This window comes from Bordetella tumbae (assembly GCF_054780995.1).
This window is the reverse complement of record NZ_BAAGVG010000007.1, coordinates 26,433-42,762: the sequence shown is the minus strand read 5'-3', so window position 1 is coordinate 42,762 and position 16,330 is coordinate 26,433. Positions and strand designations below refer to the sequence as shown.

Below are 16,330 nucleotides of genomic sequence, written 5' to 3'. Positions count from 1 at the left end.
CGGTCCATGCACGCTCAGAACGAGCGGGGCATGCCGAGAATGTGCTGGCCGATGTATGACAGGATCAAATTCGTCGAGATAGGCGCAATCTGCAGCAAGCGGGTTTCGCGCCATTTGCGTTCGACGTCGTATTCGCGTGCGAAACCGAAACCGCCATGCGTTTGCAGGCACGCCTCGGCGGCATGCCAGGAGGCCTCGGACGCCAGCATTTTTCCGATATTGGCTTCGTCGCCGCAGGGGATGCCCGCCTGGAACAAGGCGGCAGCCTTGCGCAGCATCAGGTCGGCGGCCTGTGTTTCTGCATACGCACGTGCGATGGGAAATTGGATGCCCTGGTTTTGGCCAATGGGGCGGTCAAAGACACGTCGATCGTTGGCGTAGGCCACTGAGGTACGGGTGAACCAGCGCGCATCGCCGATGGCTTCCGAAGCAACCAGGATACGTTCGGCGTTCATGCCGTCCAGGATGTAGCGAAATCCACGGCCTTCCTGGCCGATCAAGCTGTCGGCCGGGATGCGCAGGTTGTCGAAAAACACCTCGGTGGTGTTGTGATTGATCATGGCTTTGAGCGGGCGGATTTCCATCCCGTTACCCAAGGCAGCACGTATGTCGACGAGAAAGACGGAAAGACCATCGACTTTCTTTGCCACGTCGTCATAGGGGGTGGTACGAGCCAGCAGCAGCATCAGATCGGATTGCAGGGCGCGAGAGGTCCAGACTTTTTGCCCATTGATGACATAGCTGTCACCGTCTCGTACGGCCCGGGTTTTCAGGCGGGTTGTGTCGGTGCCGCTGGTGGGTTCCGTGACGCCGAAGGCCTGCAGCCGCAGTTCGCCGCGTGCGATGGCGGGCAGATAGCGCGCCTTTTGTTCGGCGCTGCCGTGGCGCAGCAGCGTGCCCATCGTATACATCTGTGCATGGCAGGCGCCCGCATTGCAGCCGGCTGCATGGATTTCTTCGAGGATGACGGCGGCGGCGCGTAATGGCATGCCACTGCCTTCGTATTCTTCGGGGATGAGCGCTGCCAGAAATCCGGATTCCGTCAATGCAGCGACAAATTCGTCTGGATAGCAGTTGTCTTCTTCCAGGCGGCGCCAGTATTCCCCTGGGAACTGCTCGCAAATGCGTTGTACGCTGTCGCGCACATCGGGAAAGTCTTCGCCCAAAGGCAGGGTGAGGCCTTCTGAAGAGGATGAGATGTTGTCCATAGCGTGTGGTCGAATGAGTTCGTGGCGAGGGATTCAGGCGGCGAGGGCTTGACGGGCAGGGACAAAGCCTCGCGGCAACCCCGCGCGCGGCAGGCCGCCATACAAAGGCACATCGGGCAGCGCGCGCTGCAGGACACTGCGGACCTCTAATAGTGCCGAGAGGTCGATGCCCGTGTCTATGCCCATGGATTCCAGCATGTAGGCGGCGTCCTCCATGACGATGTTGCCCGTAGCGCCTGGCGCAAAAGGACATCCGCCCAATCCTCCGAGGGATGCATCGAAAGCCCGTACGCCACAGTCCAAGGCCGCCAATAGATTGGCCAAGCCGGTGCCGCGTGTGTCATGGAAATGAGCGGCCACAGGCAAGCCGCCGACTTCGGCCAGAACGGCTTTAAACACCTGGCGCACGAGCGCCGGGTTGGCATAGCCCACGGTGTCGGGAATGATCAACTCGTCGGCGCCGGCCTCTACTAACGCGACGGCGTAGTGCACCACATCCTTCACAGGGACTTGACCCTCATACGAGCAACCCAGCGCAGTCGCCAATCCACCGCAGAGTATCGGTCGCTGCGTCTGTGGTTGGGCGCGCGCAAGCTCTACCATATTGCGGAAGTCGGCCAAGGATTCTTCCCGGCTACGGCGGACGTTTTTCATGTTGTGCGTTTCGCTCACCGACATGACGAAATTGATTTTGTGCACGCCTAATTCGATGCCACGTTGCGCTCCTCGTGAGTTCGGCACTAGCGAGGCCACCGTCAGGCCCGGGATGCGCAGCGATTCCGTGGTGACTGCCTCGGCATCGACGAATTGCGGCAAGAGCTTTGGCGGCACATAGGACGTGACCTCGATTTCGCTGACACCGGCGGCCGCCTCGCGCCGTATCCATTCCATCTTGTCGGCGGTGTCGACGAAAGTCGAGACGCTTTGCAGACCATCTCGCAGGCCGACTTCGCGCAGGATGACTTCTCTGGACATGATGTGTTCCTTTGGCAGTGGGATCAGCGGCCCGTAAAGACCGGTTTGCGTTTTTCATTGAAGGCCAGCACGCCTTCACGACGGTCGTCGGTGTCAATCAGGTGGTTATAGGCCTCGATCTCGAATCGGAACGCAGTGCGTAATTCCATTTGACCGCCATAGCGCACGGATTTCTTGATCTGACGAACGGACAGCGGCGCATTGCCCGCAATGACATTGGCTGTGTCCAGGGCGGCGGGCAATACCTGGGCGGGCTCGTGCAACGCGTTGATCAATCCCCAATCCAGGCCTTGTTGTGCGTCGAATGGGCGGCCCGTCATCAGGATTTCTTTGGCGCGGCGTTCGCCGATGGCACGTGGCAGATTCTGTGTGCCGCCAGCGCCCGGCATGATGCCCAATGTCACTTCGGTGAGCGCAAAGCGGGCTTGATGACTGGCATAGACAAAGTCGCAAGACAGCGCCATTTCCAGACCGCCGGCATAGGCGTGTCCATTGACAGCGGCGATGACGGGCAGCGGCAGGTCCACCAGGGTCCAGTACATGCGTTCGAACAGCTCGTGCTGACGCTGCCAGACTTCGCGGCTCATGCCATTGCGCTCTTTCAGATCGCCGCCGCCGCAGAAAATGCGTTCCCCGGCGCCAGTCAGCACCACGCAGCGTACAGGGCCCGCGTCCTCCGTCAGCCTATTCCATACATCCAGCAGGTCATGGCCCATTTGAGTATTGAGGGCGTTACCTACCTGCGGACGATTGAGCGTGACGAGCAAGACGTGCTCGTTTTCCATGTGCAGTGTCAGAGTGTCGTAATGAGGAAAAGCCTGGTTCATGAATGTGTCTCCGTGCGGGCAGTCTCGTGTGACGAAGTCTGCCCCAATAGTTGATCGGTATGCTGCCCCAGCGTGGGCGGACGAAAACGCGGCTGTGGCCGCTCTCCATCAAAGCTCAGCGGCAGGCCAATGAAGTTCATCTCGCTGTCTGGCACGCGCTGTACCAGGCCCAGCGCCTGGGTCTGGGGGTGTGCCAGCATTTGATTCATGTCGTGAACGGGAGAGCAGGGCAGGCCGGCCGCCTCCAGTTTTTCGAGCCAGTAATGCGTAGGATGCTTTTCGAATATCTCGTCGAGCATGCCGTACAGTGCGTCCTGATGGTGCACGCGGCTGGGGTTGTCGGCAAAGCGCGGGTCTGTGATCCATTCGGGATGACCCACAGTACGTGCCAGACTGCGAAACAGGCTTTCGCTGCCCGCTGCCACGACGATTTCACCATCTGCGGTGGTATAGCCTTTGTAGGGAACGATGCTGGCTGTGCCCGAGCCATAGCGCGAGGGCGCTTCGCCCGAGACCAATACCTGCGAGGCGATCAGCGACACCCAGGAGGTGGCGGTTTCGAATAGCGACACATCGACGATACGGCCTTGGCCGGTGGCCTGGCGCTGCCAGAGCGCAGCCAGGATACCAATGACGGCCCACATGCCTGTGCCCATGTCGACGATGGACGCGCCGACCCGTACGGAGGGGCGGCCTGCCTCGCCGGTGGTGCTCATGATGCCACCGAACGCCTGCATCAACGGGTCGTATCCGGGACGATGGCGTAACGGCCCGGTGTGCCCGAAGGCGCCCATGTTGCAATAAATCAAAGATGGCTTGAGCGCGAGCAATGCAGCGCCATCCAGGCCCAGCGTGTCGACTTGCCCGGGGCGCAGGTTCTGCAGCACGACGTCCGCGCGTTCGGCGATCAGGCGCTTGAGCGCGTCGGTCTGTTCCGCGTCGCGCAAGTCGCACACGACGGATTGCTTGTTGCGATTGAGCGCCTGGAACATGGTGGCCGCACCGTCTTGAAAGGGTGGGCCCCATGATCGGGCGGCATCGCCATCGTGTTTTTCTACTTTGATGACTGTCGCGCCCAATTCGCCGAAAATCTGCCCGGCAAACGGCGCGGCCACGCTATGGCCCAGTTCAACCACGACCAGTCCCTTGAAGGGAGACGTGGCTGGCACACTATGGGTGGCAGCACTCGTTTGTTGCATGGATGAGGTCTCCGTACTATTCCCTCGTATGAGGGTTAAGCGTTTTATTTAATGTACGTACATTGATTACTTTACATCTAATTTGAATGTACGTACATTAACTTCATAAATTTTCCGAAAGGGAATTGCATGCCATCGAAGAACAACAATCCTCCGGCCAAGCCGACACGCGCTACGCCACGCAGCAAGACACAGCCGCGATACGCGTGGCTGCATCAGAGTCTGCTCAATGACATCGTGGCGGGGAAATATCCTGTGGGATCGCTCCTGCCCACCGAGGCTCAACTGAGCGCCACGTTCGGCGTGAGCCGGCATACGGTGCGTGAGGCGACGCGCCGGCTCGTGGATACGGGAATGATCGTGCGGTACCCGAGCATCGGCACGGTAGTCACCTCGGCCCAGCCGGAGGTAGCACAACCGAGCTATATCGCCGGCCTGGGCACGATGAAAGACCTGCTGGCCTATACCGACCAGACTCGCCTGGAAGTCTTTGGCGAAACATTGGCTGTGGCTGATGACGCCATGGCGGAGTCATTGCGTTGCGAGCCAGGCTCGAAATGGCTGGTTTTTCACACAAACCGCTGCCTGGTCGAAAGCGGCCGTGTGATCTCGTACACGCGCGTGTTCATCCGCCCGGAGTTCGAGGGGATTAAACAAAAACTGCATGGCAATCATCCCAGCATCTACAAGATGCTGCAGGACGATTATGGTCAGGAGATCCACCGGATCCGCCAGCAGATCGAGGCCACGCTGATGCCTGAGAACGCATTGTTCCAGCTCGGCTTGGAAAGCGGCAGTCCTGCCTTGCGCATGCTGCGCGCTTATTTTGACCCGCAAGACCGTCTGCTGACGGTATCGGAAAACTTTTACATTGCCGATCGCTTCAAGCTGCAGTCCGACTGGGAACGCGGAGACGAACCATGAATTGATTTCCTTTCGGCGGGCTTGCCGCGTGCTCGGAAAAAAACGGACGGAGGAGACCATCCATGAAACGAGTACTCGCAGCACTGTTATGCCTAGGCGCTTTGGTCCACGCACCCGCGCGAGCGGATTATCCGGATCGAGGCGTAAAAATCATCGTGCCGTTCCCGGCCGGTCAGACGACAGATGTGCTGGCCAGGGCGATCGGCCAGCAGTTGACTGATGCGCTGGGGCAGGCGTTCTTTGTTGACAATCGAGGGGGAGCGGGCGGCATCATCGGGATGGAGGGAGCCAAACGGTCAGAGGCCGATGGCTACACGCTCGTGATGGCCTCCAGTGGCCCGCTGGCGATTAATCCGGGGCTATACACCACGCTGCCGTATGACACGCTGAAAGACTTCACGCCTGTGTCGATGGTGGTGGTGGTACCGCAGTTCTTGGTCACGCGCGCGGATTTTCCGGCGAATAATCTCAAAGAGCTTATCGATTATGTGAAAAAGCATCCGGGGCAATTGAATTATGGTTCGGGCGGTACGGGGTTGACGAACCATCTGACAATGGAGATGTTCAAACATCAAGCCGGCCTGAACGTCATGCACGTGCCGTATCGCGGCGCATCGGCTGCACTGACGGGGCTGATGGCGGGGGATGTGGCGATGATGTTCGAGTCGGGCCCCGCCATCATGCCTCATGTGCAAAAGGGTACGCTCAAGGTGTTTGCCGTAGGCAGCCGAAACGGCTCCAAGGCTCTGCCCGACATCCCGACGATGGATCGTGCCGGCGTACCCGGTTTTGACGCACAGACGTGGGCCGCACTGCTGGTGCCCAAAGGCACACCGGCACCCATCGTTGAGAAGCTCAACACGACCATGCAGCAGGCGTTAAAGAATAAAGCGCTGCAGGCACAGTTTGCGGCACTAGGGGCCGAAGTGATGCTGAGCTCTCCGGATCAGACCGGGATCTATATTCAGGATGAGATCGTTCGTTGGGGCGATACGATAAAGACCGCGAATGTGAAGCTGGAGTAACGGCGGTGGTGCCCCTGCCCAGGATACGTGCGCGTATCACTCACGCATGCACGTTCGAGGGCGCAATGATGCTCGGGTGGTCGTGATCACTGCGTCAAGGTAGAAATAAACGCCACCGTACGAGGATCTGTCGGCCGGGTAAACAACTCGGCCGATGCACCTGATTCGACCACGCGGCCGTCCTGCAAGAACACCGCCTCGCGTGAAATCGCTGCAGCCAAGCGCAGGTCATGCGTGGCCATCAGCATTGTCATGCCTTCGCTGGCGAGTTGCTTGAGCACGTCGACCACCTCGGCGGCCAGGCCCGGGTCCAGCGCTGACGTTGGCTCGTCGCATAACAGCACGCGAGGCGAGGGGGCCAGCGCACGGGCAATGGCGACGCGTTGTTGTTGTCCGCCCGATAAATTCAATGGCCAGGCGTTGGCTTTGTCTTGCATGCCGACTTTCGCCAGCAGCGCTTCGGCCCGCTCACGGGCACGAGCTTTCGGCCATTTCTGTACGGTGATCAATCCCTCCATCACGTTATCGATGACGGTCTGGTGCGGGAATAGCTGAAAATTCTGAAACACCATGCCCGTTTGCAGACGGATGCGTTGTACGGCGTCGCGAGAGGGTCTGTGTCCCGGCTCGAACTGCAGGACCTCGTCGCCTACGCATAGCGTGCCGCTGTCCGGTATTTCCAGCAGGTTCACACAACGCAGCAACGTGCTTTTGCCGCTGCCCGACGGGCCGATCAGCGCGGTGACGCTGCCTTCGGCGAGCGCGACATCGACCTGGTGCAGGACCTGGTTATCACCAAAGTGTTTGTCGATCTGCGTGAGCGAGATCATCGTTTGCCCTCGCTAAAAACGGCATGCTGGCCGAAACGGCGTTCGAGGCGGGTTTGCGCAGCGGACAATACCGAGCTGAATATCAGATAGATCAGGGCTGCCTCTGTATAGAGAATCAACGGTTCATAGGTGACAGCGGCTATGCGTTGAGCGGCCTGGAAAATTTCGGGCACGGTGAGTACGGCTGCCAGCGAGGTGTCTTTGACCAGCGAGATGAAGGAGTTGGCCAACGGCGGTACGGCTACGCGCGCGGCTTGCGGCAAGACCGTGCGGCGCATGGCTTGGCCGCGGGTCATGCTGAGGGAATAGGCTGCCTCCCACTGGCCTTTGGGGATAGACTCGATGGCGCCGCGGATGACCTCGGAGTTATACGCGCCGACGTTCAGGATAAAGCCGATCAACGCGGCAGGCAGGGGGTCGAGCACGATGCCTGCGTTGGGCAGGCCGTAGAAAATAATGAATAGCTGCACCAGCAGCGGCGTGCCGCGGATCAGCCAGACATAAAAACGTACGATGGCCACGAGTGGGGCTGGCCCGAATAACCGGATGAGCGCCACGATGAATGCCAGGACCAATCCGCCTGCGAACGACAACAGCGTCAGCGGCACAGTAAACACCAGCCCCGCATGCAACAGGGGCCAGAATGAATCGATCATCAACTGCAACCAGGCAGGCACGATAGATGGGTCCGTGTGAATGAGATCCGAGCGCGTCGTTGAGTGCAGAGGAAGACAGCATCATGTATGTGCTGTCTTCCGTCATGGTGGGTTTACTTCGCGGACAGGTCCGTGCCGAAGTATTTTTCCGAGATGGCTTTATACGTGCCGTCGGCCTTGATGTCGGTCAATGCCTTGTTGATAGCAGTGCGCAGCTCAGGGTTGTCTTTGCGGATTAGCACGCCGGATTCGCTGAATTCAGCGGTTTTATCGCTGTCGACGATTTTGGCTTTGGCGTTGGGCTTTTGTTTCTTGAAGTCCAGGAACGACAGGTTATCGTTGATGGTGGCATCGACACGGCCGGAAAGCAGCAGGTCGATGGCCTCGTTAAAGCCCTGTACGGCGACGACCTGGGCACCGTATTTCTGCGCCAGTTTGCCGAAGTTGCTGGTCAAGGTGTTGGCCGAGCGCTTGCCTTTGATGTCGTCAAAACTCTTGATCTCGGTGTTGTCGTCGCGCACGATCAGCACCGCCTCGGAGGCGATGTAAGGATCGGAGAAGTCGTATTTGGCCTTGCGGGCGTCAGTGATGCCGACCTGGTTGATGACGGCATCGTAGCGTTTGACGTCCAGGCCGGCGATCAGGCCGTCCCATTTGCCTTCGACAAATTCGGCTTTGACGCCCAGGCGCTCCGCAATGGCGCGGCCGATGTCTACGTCGAAACCTGTGAGCTTGCCCGATGCGTCGTGATAGCTGAATGGGGCGTAAGTGCCCTCGGTGCCGATCTTGATCGCGCCTGCAGATTTGATGCTGGCCAGATCGTCCTGGGCGTGAGCGGAAACGGCGAGAGTCAGGGGTAGCAGGCCGGCTAACAGAATCGAACGTAGGAGTTTCATAGGGTCACGCTCCGAGTGATGTTGTTATGGGCGCAGTGGCGGCCTTGTGAGCCACTCACTGAGCATAAACGACGACTCTAACAAGCTGCCTATTCTTCCACAACACATAAAAAATGTTGAAAATATTTCTTATGGTTATAAAAGCGCGTGTGCTGGCGCCACCCCTGAGGCCTAAACGGTTATCTGCTTGAGCTGGTGTGCAGCAGCCTTAATCCATTGGCGACAACCAAGAGGCTGGCGCCCACGTCGGCGAATACGGCCATCCACAGCGTGGCGTGGCCGGTGGCGGCCAGCACCAGGAATACGGCCTTGATACCGAGGGCCAGGATGATGTTCTGCATGAGGATACGGTGTGTGGCGCGCGACAAGCGTACGAACTGCGAGATTTTGCGCAGATCGTCGTCCATCAGGGCCACGTCGGCCGTCTCGATGGCAGTGCCGGTGCCTGCGGCGCCCATGGCAAAACCGATGTTGGCGCGGGCGAGCGCAGGGGCATCGTTGATGCCGTCGCCGACCATGCCGACCTGGCCGCTGTCGCTGAGCTTGGCTTCGATGGCACGTTGTTTGTCTTCGGGCAGGAGGTCGCCGTGGGCCTCGTCGATGCCGGCTTGTTCGGCGATGGCACGCGCGGTGAGGCTGTTGTCCCCCGTCAGCATCAGGGTGCGCACGCCGAGCTCGTGCAAATTCGCAATGGCGGCTTTGCTGGTGGGCTTCAGGGTGTCGGCAACGGCGGCCAGGGCCAGTATCCGGGTACCGTCGGTCAGGGCAATAGCGGTTTTGCCTTGGGCCTCGTAGGTTTCGATTTGTGCCTGGATGTCTTGCGTTGCGACGTTCAATTCACGCATCAAGCGCAGGTTGCCCAAGTGCAGGGTTTGATCGCCAATACGGCCACGTACGCCACGTCCCAGCAGGGCGGCAAAATCCTGTACCTCGGGCAGGGTGGCATCGGGGTAGGTCGCGGCGTAGGCCTGGGCGATGGCGCGCGAGACCGGGTGATCGGAGCGCGCGGCCAGGCTGGCCGCCAGGCGAGCTGCGGGCGATTCGAGTGCAACGGCGAGCCCGGTGTCGGCCAGGAGGGCGGGCTGGGGGGCCGCATCGGTTGGGACCACAAAGTCCGTGCAAACCGGCTTGCCATGTGTCAGCGTGCCGGTCTTGTCCAACGCCAGCCAGGTCAGTTTGCGGCCTTGTTCGAGGTAAACGCCGCCTTTGATCAGGATGCCGCGCCGTGCGGCGGCGGTCAGGCCGCTGACGACGCTGACTGGGGTGGAAATCACCAGGGCGCAGGGGCAGGCAATGATCAGCAGGGCGAGCGCGCGGTAGATCGCCTCCATCCACGGTTGATTCATGAATAGAGGGGGGACAACGGCAATTAGGATCGCGAGCACGACCACGATCGGCGTGTAGACGCGAGAGAATCGGTCGATGAATCGCTGGGTGGGAGCGCGCGCGCCCTGGGCTTGCTCGACGGCATGAATGATGCGCGCCAATGTCGTGTTGCCTGCGGCGGCGGTGACCCGATAGTCGAATGCGCCTGTCGTGTTGACTGTGCCGGCGAACACTGTATCGCCGACGGTTTTGTCGACCGGCAGGCTCTCGCCGGTGATCGCGGCTTGGTCGATGGCGGAGGCGCCTTCGGCAATGATGCCATCGGCGGCGATTCGCTCGCCTGGACGCACGCGTACCCAGTCCTCCAGATTGAGCTCGGCCACCGGGACTTCCTTCCACGATCCATCAGGCTGGCGTGCCGTGGCTACCTGCGGGGTCAAGGCCAACAGGTCTCGTACGGCGTTGCGGGCACGGTCGAGCGCGCGGGCCTCGATGAGCTCGGCGATGTTGAACAGCACCATCACCATGGCGGCTTCGGGCCATTGGCCGATGAGGACGGCGCCAGTGACGGCAATACTCATCAAGGCGTTGATGTTGAGGTTGCCGTTACGTAGTGCGATCCAGCCTTTGCGATAGGTGCCCAGACCGCAAGTCAGAATGGCAGCCACGGCCAGGACGGCGCTGACCGCCGTGGGCAGGGAGGCAAAATGCGCAGCCTCGGACAGGAGCGCCAGTACACCGCCCGCGGCCAGCATATAGCCGGTACGCGAGGAGGGCTTTTCCGGTGGCGCTGAGCCGCCCGCATCGTCTTGGGCGAGGACTTCGGGGGTCATGTCCAGCGATTTGATGGCGCTCACGATAGGATCGAGCAGCCCATCGGCGTGAACGACAGTCAAAATGCGCTGCATCAGGTTGAAGTGAACGTCATGCACGCCCGATAGCCTGTCCAGTTTTTTGCGAATCAGCGTTTCTTCGGTGGGGCAGTCCATCTGACCGATGCGCAGCCGTGTCAGTTGCTGACCAGGGCCTGCCGTCAGGGTCGATACGCTGGCGGCCGGCGCGCCGGCGGCACAGCAACTGAGCTCGCTGCTCTCATGGGCGTGGCCGGCGTGGGCGGGTGCCTTGTCATTGCCGTGGCTGTGTGCATGATCATGGCCGCCGCAGGAGGCATGCTCGTGGGCGGTTGCGGAACCGTGCTCGTGGGCCGTTGTGGCATTGTGTTCGTGGCTGTCGCCGCAGCAGTTGCGGTGAGAGGCGGACGAATTAGGCATAGGTCAAATTCCGTCTATGTCAGGAGAGTAGAGCCTATTTCACACCCTGGAGTTACTATAGGGTCAAGCGTTTGAATTCGTGTTTGCTCTCATGTGGTGCGCAGGCTGCGCGGCAGGGGAGCCTGAAGGAGGTCCAGATGAAAATCGGTGAACTCGCCAAAGCCGCCGGCACGACGGTCGAAACCGTGCGTTATTACGAGAAAGAGGGGCTATTGCCCGAGCCAGAGCGCGGTATGAATAATTACCGCAGCTATGGCGCGCCACACCTGGAGCGGCTGCTATTGATCCGCAATTGCCGGGCGTTGGATATGACGCAGGAAGAAATTCGGACGATTCTGCAGTTGGCGGACAATCATCAAGCAGGCTGCGGCCCGATCAATGAGCTGTTTGACGCCCATATTGCCCACGTCGATGCCCGGATTACCGAGTTGATGCAGCTCAAGACGCAGTTGACCGAGATACGGCAGCGCTGTCTGTCGGCTCATCCGGATGCTGAGGACTGCGGGATTTTGCACGGCTTGTCGGAGATGCAGGTGGAAGAGCGGCCGGCGCGGCATACCCATTTGGGGTGAGTGGTTTTGCCCTGATTGATAGCCCGCGGGACGCGAGGGACGCAGGGGGGCAGCTTGTCAGCAATGCGGACCTGGGAATTCAGGGGGCGGCGCTTACCTGAGGGTATGATGAGAATGTTTCTCGACTGAGTTTTTGTCGGTGACTCGCTGGCAAACGGCTCGGGATAGCTTTTTTTATTTGATGGGTTGGACCATGACTGTTGTTTCTCCTTTGCATGCGTTGGCTTCGCGCCGTTCGATGAAGTTTCTGCGTGCGCCTGCGCCCAAGCAGGAAGAACTGGATCAGATTTTGCAGGCGGCCATGAGCGCGCCTGACCATGGCAAGCTGCGTCCCTGGCGTTTTGTGCTGATCCGCGGCGAGGCAATTGGCCGCCTGGCCGATTTGGCGCTGGACGCGGTCAAGCGCAGCGGCGATCCCCGTATGACGCCCGAGAAAGAAAAATCCGTGCGGCAATGGATGAGCGAGGTGCCGCTATTCATCGGTCTGGCGCACAAAATCGACCACGACAACCCCAAGGTGCCCGAGCAGGAACAACTGCTGGCCACGGGGGCGGCGGTGATGAATATCCTGAACGGCGTCCATGCGCTGGGCTACGGCGCGTTCTGGAGCACCGGGATGGGGACCTATCTCGAGGAGGTTCAGAACGCCCTGGGCCTGGATGCGCTGGACTACCGTTTCCTGGGATTTTTGGCGATCGGGACACCGGGGTGCGCAGTGCCGAGCGTGGAGCGGCCGGATTTCCGGGAATTCGTGACCGAATGGACCGGGTCGGTCTGATCGTCATTTAGTGTTGTGGCCAACGCGAACCGTCAGGATCGCGCCGGCCATGCCTCATCAGACCCGAAAGCACGGCCGGTCACGGTTTTTCGTGGCAGGCCCAGGCGCTAACGGCGGCCGTCGATATACGGCCGGGCTTGCAGGATCAGGATCTTGTCGCCTTGTACGGCCCATTCTATATCCTGGTCCACGTTGCCCAACCGCTGTTTGATCTGTTTGCCCACTGCTGCCAATCGCACGATCAGGGCATCGTTCAGGACCTGGCGTTCGCCGTGGATGGGGACCTCGCGGACACCGCCTGAGGCGTTTGCGACGAGTTGTGTGTCCTCTGCGGAACGGCTCAGCACCTGCACGGCTTTGGACCAGCTCGAATACATGATTTGTTCGGCCTGGCGCTTGCCTTCGACGACTTTGATCCCCAAGCCGCGTTTGGCTGAGAGATAAGTGATGTAGCGTCGCGAGGCATCAAAGGGGTCGCGCGTGATCATGACGCCCGAGCTGTCCGATGCGGCGGCCAGTTGTACCAGGACGGCCATCACGACGCTGTCATGGGGCATGCCGGCGGCGCGCCGCGCTTCGTAGGCCTCGAAGTTATAAACCGAGGCCCACACAGTCAGCACGGCCTGCGTAAACGCGTCGGCCTGGGTGACGTTGGGGACGGTGGTGTATAGGCCTGCACCGCTGAAACCAGGCAGGTCCTCGGAGTTCGAAGAACTGCGCACAAAGACGCCGCGCCCTTGTAGTTGGGTTTGCCAGCGTTGCTGCCATGTGGCGATGAGCGCCGGGTCGGGACGGGCCTGAGCGATGTCTTGGCGCAGGGAAGCCAGTTCGGTGCGGCGTACGCTGGCGTCGTTGATAAAGTCGGCGCGTTGCTCCAGCGCTGCCACGCGTTCGGGAACACGCAACTGGTGCATGAACGCCGCGTATTGCGCGAAAGGGATGCAGAATCCGTCCGGCACGCCGGCTGCGGGAGGCAAGGCTGAGGAGAGTGCGCCCAGGTTGGCCGCTTTCGCACCGCAAAACCGGCTGTCTCGCGTTTTCATGCCGGCCAGTGGTTTGATTGTTTTGACCGTGAGATCGGGTTTTGGCAGCGTTGCGTTGATAGGCTTGGGCGCGGGGGCCTGAGGTTGGGCGATACGTTGCAGCTGATAGCCGTTATGGGTGACGTTGAGTTCGACCCATTGGCCGTCATAGTCGCGCAATGTGTTCACGGCATCACGGACATAGGCGTTGGGAATGCGCCATCCCTTGGCCAGCAGATTGACGTGCGACAACACGGTCGATGGACGCTGAGTGATCAGGCCAGCGACGGGTGATAACGCGATCGGGACTTCGTCCAAGACCACAATATCGGTGGGGGCGATGTCGGGTGTGTTTTCTACGGACTGGATGATGCGTAGCTTGCCTTGTGCGCGTCCTTCGTTCAGCGGCAGGAAGGGTTGCTCGCGGATCAGGGTCTCTTGGGTCACGAACGGCAGGCCGGCCAATTGCGCGGCATGTTCGTGTTCTGTCGAATTGGTCTTGAAGCGGATAGGCGCGTAAAAGGCCGCGCGCAACGTGGTGTCGGTCAACTGCAGAAGGTCGAGCGTGAGGCGATCGCCTTCCCAGAATTCGTACGTATAGCCCGGCAGATCGCGTTGCCAACTGACTGTGCCGAACAGGAACCGGCGGTTGGGAGAGCGGTATTGGGCGTTCAGCGTGGCCTTGTCGAGGTTGCGTTGCAGGCCATGCTGGCGCACGAAGTTTTCATGCAGATCGAATCGCGGGGTATTGATGTAATAAAGCCGATTGTCGCGTTTGCGGTCGATGACGAAGATCACATGAGGGATTTCCAATGGCGTGCCGGCGTTGTAGACGCGGGCGAGCCGTTGAAAATCGGCCTCGGTACGGATCTGATTGAGAAAGGCCGGGGCGTGGTTAGGTGTTGCTGCCGCGGCTCCGCCCTTATTTGACTCGGCTGAAGCTGCGTCAGACTCGGGTGGCAGGAACTGCCGCTTGCTTTCTTCATATGAAGAGGGTTTGCGTGCGGTCTGCGCGAGGGTAACGGGGCTGGCGATCACCGCCAGCAGGGCCAGGCCAGCCGCGGCGGCTTGAACGTAGCGAATCATGGTCGTGGTGCGAATTGAGCGGAGAAGGCCGGCTAGCGATGGGCCGAGCGATGGACGGTGCTTGGGCCGCGGGACGAGATATTACCGTGATTGGGGACGGTTTATTGAGAAAAAAAGACGAGTGTCGAATACGACGAAGCCCCTGAATGCCGCCCCGGTAAAGAGCGATATAAAGGGGCCTCGGGATAAGGCAGGTTTGCAGGAAATCAGCCTTGCTGTGCCGTTTCCGTCAGGACGCGTTGGGCTTCTTCGGCGACGCGTTCGGGGGCGGTGCCGCCGACGTGTTTGCGTGCCGCTACCGAGCCTTCCAGGGTCAGCACCTGGTGGACGTCCTCGTCGATGCTGGCATGGTAGGCCTTGAGGTCGGCGGTGGACAGGTCGGCCAGGTCACAGCCGCGTTGTTCGCAATCACGCACGGCATGGGCCACGACTTCGTGCGCATCGCGGAAAGGCACGCCGCGCTTGACCAGGTAGTCGGCCAGATCGGTCGCCGTGGCAAAGCCCTGCAATGCGGCAGCGCGCATGTTGTCCGATTTGACCTTGATGCCGCCAGCCATGTCGGCAAAGATGGTCAGCGTGTCGCGCAGGGTGTCTGCGGTGTCGAACAGGCCTTCTTTGTCTTCCTGGTTGTCTTTGTTGTAGGCCAGGGGCTGGCCTTTCATCAGGGTCAGCAGGGCGACCAGATGGCCGTTGACGCGTCCGGTCTTGCCACGTGCCAGCTCGGGGACGTCGGGGTTTTTCTTTTGCGGCATGATCGAGCTGCCGGTGCAGAAACGGTCGGCCAGGTCGATGAAGCCCACGCGCGGGCTCATCCAGAGGACCAGTTCCTCGGACAGGCGCGAGACGTGCGTCATGATCAGCGCGCCCGCGGCGCAGAATTCGATGGCAAAGTCGCGGTCGGATACGGCGTCCAGCGAGTTGCGGCAGACGCCGTCAAAGCCGAGCGTCTTGGCCACGCGCTCGCGATCGATCGGGAACGAGGTGCCGGCGAGGGCCGCTGCGCCCAGCGGCAGGCGATTGACGCGGCGGCGGCAGTCGGCCAGGCGCTCGGTGTCGCGGCCGAACATCTCGGCGTAGGCGAGCAGATGGTGGCCGAATGTGACGGGCTGGGCGACTTGCAGATGGGTAAAGCCGGGCATGATGGTGCCGGCGTGTTCCAGGGCGACGGTGGCCAGCGCATGGCGCAGTTGGCGCAGCAAGTCGATCAGGGTGTCGATTTCGGCGCGCAACCACAGGCGGATGTCGGTCGCGACCTGGTCGTTACGCGAACGGCCGGTATGCAGGCGCTTGCCGGCATCGCCCACCAACTCGACCAGGCGTTTTTCGATGTTCAGGTGGACGTCTTCGAGATCGAGCAGCCATTGGAAGCTGCCGGCGTCGATTTCGGACAGGATCTGGGTCATGCCGCGCTGGATATCGGCCAGGTCCTGGGCGTTGATGATGCCCTGGGCGGCCAGCATGTCGGCGTGCGCCAGCGAACCCTGGATGTCAAAGCGCGCCAGGCGCTTGTCGAAATCCACGGACGCGGTGTAGCGTTTGACGAGATCGGAAACCGGCTCAGAGAACCGGGCGGACCAGGCTTGCGCCTTGTTGGCGAACTGGTTTTGGTCGGAGTTGGGTGTTTTTGCCATGATGGGCGGGATTATAGAGCCAGGCCGGGGACAGCGGCTGGCGGGAATGCCCCGAATGAGGGGGACTTGTTGGATAATTTCGCCATCTGCAATGACGAGGGAGT

14 protein-coding genes are annotated in these 16,330 nt (G+C 60.6%); 4 read left to right on the top strand and 10 right to left on the bottom strand.

Annotated features, from left to right (window positions below; genetic code table 11):
• Positions 1 to 14: 14 nt before the first annotated feature.
• The 4 genes from ACYVI2_RS05655 to ACYVI2_RS05640 are packed head-to-tail and all read right to left on the bottom strand — an operon-like array spanning position 15 to position 4,209.
• Positions 15 to 1,208, bottom strand: coding sequence for an acyl-CoA dehydrogenase family protein (locus ACYVI2_RS05655; protein WP_415820231.1), 1,194 nt, complete (start codon positions 1,206 to 1,208; stop codon positions 15 to 17).
• Positions 1,209 to 1,241: 33 nt separating this feature from the next.
• Entirely contained in the window at positions 1,242 to 2,183 is a 942-nt protein-coding gene (locus tag ACYVI2_RS05650; RefSeq protein WP_415820230.1) for a hydroxymethylglutaryl-CoA lyase, read from the bottom strand.
• A 23-nt stretch (positions 2,184 to 2,206) separates the two neighbouring features.
• Complete coding sequence (locus tag ACYVI2_RS05645; RefSeq protein WP_415820229.1) at positions 2,207 to 3,010, bottom strand: enoyl-CoA hydratase/isomerase family protein; 804 nt, start codon at positions 3,008 to 3,010, stop codon at positions 2,207 to 2,209.
• The gene (locus tag ACYVI2_RS05640) at positions 3,007 to 4,209 is read right to left on the bottom strand and encodes a CaiB/BaiF CoA transferase family protein (RefSeq protein WP_415820228.1); all 1,203 of its coding nucleotides are present in this window, start codon (positions 4,207 to 4,209) and stop codon (positions 3,007 to 3,009) included. Before ACYVI2_RS05640 ends, ACYVI2_RS05645 begins: the two co-directional genes overlap by 4 nt.
• 129 nt (positions 4,210 to 4,338) lie before the next feature.
• On the opposite strand from ACYVI2_RS05640, the gene ACYVI2_RS05635 reads away from it, so the two are divergent.
• Positions 4,339 to 5,133, top strand: a complete 795-nt coding sequence (locus ACYVI2_RS05635) for a GntR family transcriptional regulator (RefSeq protein ID WP_415820227.1) — start codon at positions 4,339 to 4,341, stop codon at positions 5,131 to 5,133.
• A 62-nt stretch (positions 5,134 to 5,195) separates the two neighbouring features.
• Positions 5,196 to 6,158, top strand: a complete 963-nt coding sequence (locus ACYVI2_RS05630; RefSeq protein ID WP_415820226.1) for a Bug family tripartite tricarboxylate transporter substrate binding protein — start codon at positions 5,196 to 5,198, stop codon at positions 6,156 to 6,158.
• Positions 6,159 to 6,244: 86 nt separating this feature from the next.
• On the opposite strand, the gene ACYVI2_RS05625 is transcribed toward ACYVI2_RS05630, so the two are convergent.
• From ACYVI2_RS05625 to ACYVI2_RS05610, 4 genes are all read right to left on the bottom strand, one after another.
• The gene (locus ACYVI2_RS05625; protein ID WP_415820225.1) at positions 6,245 to 6,988 is read right to left on the bottom strand and encodes an amino acid ABC transporter ATP-binding protein; all 744 of its coding nucleotides are present in this window, start codon (positions 6,986 to 6,988) and stop codon (positions 6,245 to 6,247) included.
• Positions 6,985 to 7,665, bottom strand: a complete 681-nt coding sequence (locus ACYVI2_RS05620; protein WP_415820224.1) for an amino acid ABC transporter permease — start codon at positions 7,663 to 7,665, stop codon at positions 6,985 to 6,987. Before ACYVI2_RS05620 ends, ACYVI2_RS05625 begins: the two co-directional genes overlap by 4 nt.
• A gap of 92 nt (positions 7,666 to 7,757) precedes the next feature.
• Positions 7,758 to 8,540, bottom strand: a complete 783-nt coding sequence (locus ACYVI2_RS05615; protein WP_415820223.1) for an amino acid ABC transporter substrate-binding protein — start codon at positions 8,538 to 8,540, stop codon at positions 7,758 to 7,760.
• Positions 8,541 to 8,719: 179 nt separating this feature from the next.
• On the bottom strand, positions 8,720 to 11,137 hold the full coding sequence (locus ACYVI2_RS05610; RefSeq protein ID WP_415820222.1) for a heavy metal translocating P-type ATPase: 2,418 nt from the start codon (positions 11,135 to 11,137) through the stop codon (positions 8,720 to 8,722).
• 137 nt (positions 11,138 to 11,274) lie between these two features.
• On the opposite strand from ACYVI2_RS05610, the gene cadR reads away from it, so the two are divergent.
• Together cadR and ACYVI2_RS05600 are read left to right on the top strand one after the other, a co-directional pair.
• Positions 11,275 to 11,709, top strand: a complete 435-nt coding sequence (gene cadR / locus ACYVI2_RS05605) for a Cd(II)/Pb(II)-responsive transcriptional regulator (protein ID WP_094820941.1) — start codon at positions 11,275 to 11,277, stop codon at positions 11,707 to 11,709.
• A gap of 193 nt (positions 11,710 to 11,902) precedes the next feature.
• Positions 11,903 to 12,487, top strand: a complete 585-nt coding sequence (locus tag ACYVI2_RS05600; protein ID WP_415820221.1) for a nitroreductase family protein — start codon at positions 11,903 to 11,905, stop codon at positions 12,485 to 12,487.
• A 107-nt stretch (positions 12,488 to 12,594) separates the two neighbouring features.
• Here ACYVI2_RS05600 and ACYVI2_RS05595 read toward each other — a convergent pair whose 3' ends face one another.
• Together ACYVI2_RS05595 and argH are read right to left on the bottom strand one after the other, a co-directional pair.
• The gene (locus tag ACYVI2_RS05595; RefSeq protein ID WP_415820220.1) at positions 12,595 to 14,595 is read right to left on the bottom strand and encodes a PEP/pyruvate-binding domain-containing protein; all 2,001 of its coding nucleotides are present in this window, start codon (positions 14,593 to 14,595) and stop codon (positions 12,595 to 12,597) included.
• 206 nt (positions 14,596 to 14,801) lie between these two features.
• Positions 14,802 to 16,226, bottom strand: coding sequence for an argininosuccinate lyase (argH, locus tag ACYVI2_RS05590; RefSeq protein ID WP_415820219.1), 1,425 nt, complete (start codon positions 16,224 to 16,226; stop codon positions 14,802 to 14,804).
• Positions 16,227 to 16,330: the final 104 nt, after the last annotated feature.